The sequence below is a fragment of the Melghirimyces profundicolus genome, from assembly GCF_003054245.1.
Lineage (GTDB): Bacteria > Bacillota > Bacilli > Thermoactinomycetales > DSM-45169 > Melghirimyces > Melghirimyces profundicolus.
Map to the genome: position 1 here is coordinate 1 of NZ_QBKR01000057.1, position 3,370 is coordinate 3,370.

The 3,370-nt window shown below is 53.4% G+C and carries 2 protein-coding genes, 7 tRNA genes and 1 rRNA gene; 2 read left to right on the top strand and 8 right to left on the bottom strand.

Annotation, left to right across the window (positions count from 1 at the left end; all coding sequences use genetic code 11):
• Nucleotides 1-336: 336 nt before the first annotated feature.
• Nucleotides 337-1,812 (top strand): glycosyl hydrolase family 18 protein, encoded by a 1,476-nt coding sequence (locus C8P63_RS18560; protein ID WP_108026879.1) that lies wholly within the window; start codon nucleotides 337-339, stop codon nucleotides 1,810-1,812.
• Nucleotides 1,813-1,848: 36 nt separating this feature from the next.
• On the opposite strand, the gene C8P63_RS18565 is transcribed toward C8P63_RS18560, so the two are convergent.
• From C8P63_RS18565 to C8P63_RS18575, 3 genes are all read right to left on the bottom strand, one after another.
• Nucleotides 1,849-1,925, bottom strand: a tRNA-Arg gene (locus tag C8P63_RS18565).
• Nucleotides 1,926-1,929: 4 nt separating this feature from the next.
• Nucleotides 1,930-2,017: transfer RNA gene (locus C8P63_RS18570), tRNA-Leu, on the bottom strand.
• A gap of 18 nt (nucleotides 2,018-2,035) precedes the next feature.
• Nucleotides 2,036-2,109, bottom strand: a tRNA-Cys gene (locus C8P63_RS18575).
• A 61-nt stretch (nucleotides 2,110-2,170) separates the two neighbouring features.
• Here C8P63_RS18575 and C8P63_RS18580 point away from each other — a divergent pair.
• Nucleotides 2,171-2,596 carry a YugN family protein gene (locus C8P63_RS18580; protein ID WP_108026882.1) on the top strand — a complete coding sequence of 142 codons (426 nt, stop codon included), beginning with the start codon at nucleotides 2,171-2,173 and terminating at the stop codon, nucleotides 2,594-2,596.
• Nucleotides 2,597-2,601: 5 nt separating this feature from the next.
• Here C8P63_RS18580 and C8P63_RS18585 read toward each other — a convergent pair.
• The 5 genes from C8P63_RS18585 to rrf all read right to left on the bottom strand — a co-directional run.
• Nucleotides 2,602-2,675: transfer RNA gene (locus C8P63_RS18585), tRNA-Trp, on the bottom strand.
• A gap of 9 nt (nucleotides 2,676-2,684) precedes the next feature.
• A tRNA-Thr gene (locus C8P63_RS18590) sits at nucleotides 2,685-2,760 on the bottom strand.
• 9 nt (nucleotides 2,761-2,769) lie between these two features.
• Nucleotides 2,770-2,845, bottom strand: a tRNA-Phe gene (locus tag C8P63_RS18595).
• A gap of 78 nt (nucleotides 2,846-2,923) precedes the next feature.
• A tRNA-Ser gene (locus C8P63_RS18600) sits at nucleotides 2,924-3,015 on the bottom strand.
• 263 nt (nucleotides 3,016-3,278) lie between these two features.
• Nucleotides 3,279-3,370, bottom strand: a 5S ribosomal RNA gene (rrf, locus tag C8P63_RS18605); the annotation flags it as partial.

Below are 3,370 nucleotides of genomic sequence, written 5' to 3' on the forward strand. Positions count from 1 at the left end.
GGGAGAGAAGCGACCCAGGCGAGACTTGTGCTCTGTGAGTGCATAGCGAGACCGGGAGAGAAGCGACCCAGGCGAGACTTGTGCTCTGTGAGTGCAGCCGGAGCGGCTTTGGGTACATGCTGCCGCTCACTTTACACAACGCTTCCAGAATGATTGTGAAAAAGTGAGCGAAGGAACCTTCTAAACAGGGAATATTTTTGTATCCTCTTATCATTTAGCAAAAAAGTCCTAGTCAAAGAAAATTTCCTTCAACCAAAGTTCGATTTTGGACAAAAAACTGTTAATCATTGGTTGAACCGATTAAAATATGGATCAAGATGAAAGGAGGGAAAACAGTTGAGAAACCAGTACCATCTTCAGCGGAAGGAGGAAGGTTCAAATCCACAACCGGGGCCGGCTTCAGCGCCGCAGAACAAAACCCGGAAGCGTCTGAGGGTGTGGATTCCTCTGTTGTTGCTGTTTCTGATGATATACGGCTGGTCCTTCTGGTCGATGGCAATCCAACCGGATCCGCGAAGAACAGATCCCACGGTTGACCCCCGGTCGGAAAACCAATTGACAACGCCGGACACCCCCGGACCCGGATACAAAACCGATGGAAGAACGCCCGATTGGTGGAACCCCACGGACCCCGATTCCCCCGGGGAAAAGCAGAAGGCAAAAAAACCGATTCCGCCGGACGGGAAATCCCTCCCCGAAACCCATCCGGGAAACCGTTTTCCACATAACAATTGGCGAAATCCCGATCTTACCAAAGAGCCCTCCCCCTCTGCACCAGCCCTGCCTCTCTCCGATCAGCCGGAACCCGGAGATTCTCCAGCTCCCCTGAGCCCTGATGAGCAAGTCCCCGACCGAGTCATGCAATTTTCCGTCCGTTTTCCTTATTGGCAGGCAGAAGGGGCAATGAAACGCCTGAAAACCGAAGCCGGCCGAATGGATGAAATCAACTACCCCTGGTTCGACATCCGGAACGACGGGAGCTTGGGCCTTCGTCACCCAACCGGACCGGCCGGCAAAAAAATCCGCACCCTCGCGGAGGAGCACGGAATCCGAATCTTACCGGTGGTGGGATCACAATACTCTCCCACTCTTCTCCACCGGGTGATGAACCACCCGGATGCACGGAAACGGTTAATCGAATCCATTGTAACCCTGGTGGAGGAACAGGATTATGACGGAGTGGAACTTCAGTTTCAACCGCTTCTGGAAAAAGACCGGGAAGCCTTCAACCGATTTGCCGAAGATCTCTCTTCTCTCCTTCATGAAAATGGACGTTGGTTAAGCATTGCCGTCCATCCCAAAACCTCCGCCAAAAGTAAACACCAACTCCAGCGGGCCCAAGACTGGGAACGTCTCGGGAAGGCGGCGGACAGTGTCAAAATTATGGCATTCCACTACAGCTGGGAACAGCCGGGTCCTTCGGCTCCCCTTCCATGGCTGGAACAAATCCTGACCTATGCGAAAAGCACACTCCCCCCGCAGAAAATCCATCTCTGCCTTCCCGCACACGGATATATCTGGTCGGGGAAGAACCGCTTGGCCCCTTTGACTTACCGGGAGGCTCAGCGATTGATCTCCGGGTACGGACTGAAGATCAACCGTGACGAAAGCGGGGAGGCCTGGTTCCGCATTCGACAAGGGGCCCATACCTGGACCGGTTATTATCCGGATGCTGCCGGGTACCACACCAAGCTGGCCTACCTCATCCAAAACCATCCCGACATTGCCGGCGTCACCCACTGGTACCTTGGTGTCGAGGACCCAAAATTTTGGCAAGTGCTTCGCGAAGTAAGCTCTGGGCACTCAAATTGAAATAAAAAAGCACCTGTCCCTTTGGACAGGTGCTTTTGGCGTGCCCTGGAAGATTCGAACTCCCGACCTTCTGATCCGTAGTCAGACGCTCTATCCAGCTGAGCTAAGGGCACATAATGGTGCGGACGAGAGGACTTGAACCTCCACGGTCGCAATGACCACTAGATCCTGAATCTAGCGCGTCTGCCGATTCCGCCACGTCCGCTGAATACAAACTTGTTTTTGGAGGCGGCACCCGGATTCGAACCGGGGATAAAGGATTTGCAGTCCTCTGCCTTACCACTTGGCTATGCCGCCACAAGAAGAATGAAGTTGGATCGAAAAACAAACAATACGTTCATGAAAGGAGTGTACCCAATTGATCCCTTTAAAATCCGTTTTAGAGGAACTGGAAGGTCCCTTTGTCGAGTTGGATCGTCTTTTTAACGAAGAAGGTTTCTTTCTCGGTGGTGGTTACGAATATGACCACGGGTATTATGACAAAGCGCTCGACTGGGAAGAGAACAAGGAACATCGGGCCTATCTCCGGATTCCGGTCACTGCTGTGGAAGGCAGCATCGGAACGCGGAAAGCAACGCTTCGGATCGGCCGGCCCTTCGTGCTTAAACACGAATATCAGACCGAAATGGATGACCACGCCAACAGCGGCTTGGTATCCGGCACCTTTAATCAGTTCACCGAACCGGCAAACAAGGATGCCGATGTGGAAGACAAATGGCTGAAACGGGGCCAATCCGAATTGTTACAGTTGGAACACCGCTTCCGGAAAAAATTCCGTCAGTGATAAAATGGCAGGGGCGGCAGGAATCGAACCCGCATTTGAGGTTTTGGAGACCTCTGTTCTGCCATTGAACTACGCCCCTGTAACGCTTTGGTGCCGGCGAGAGGACTTGAACCCCCAACCTACTGATTACAAGTCAGTTGCTCTACCAGTTGAGCTACACCGGCAAAACAAAGTGGTGGTTCGGGACGGAATCGAACCGCCGACACGAGGATTTTCAGTCCTCTGCTCTACCGACTGAGCTACCGAACCACAGCAGCAACCATTTTAACATGGATGCCTGTAATCGTCAAGGCGGGGGGGATCAACTCCAATCGCCTGGACACATAGTGGCGGAGAGGGAGGGATTCGAACCCTCGAGACGGTGATTACCGCCTACACGATTTCCAATCGTGCTCCTTCGGCCTCTCGGACACCTCTCCAAAGCAGAAGCAGTGTTTCCGTTCTCAAAGGACTACTTTCAAAGCCGACGCATATCATTATATGATGGACGCGTATTTAAGTCAAGTGGTTTTTCCGACTTTCCGGGATAAAACCAAGCGGCCCGAACCAAAGGCTTCCGACCATGTCGGGTCTGCCTTCGTCCTGCCTTCCATGCATCATCCCGGAGGGGTCTTTGCTTGCATCGGGGATAATGGAACAGGTCCCCGATCCGGTTGGGCGGGGACCTGTTCCGGTTGCCTCTGCCTGGCAACGTCCTACTCTCCCGGGGGCTCCCGCCCCAAGTACCATCGGCGCTGGAGGGCTTAACTTCCGTGTTCGGGATGGGAACGGGTG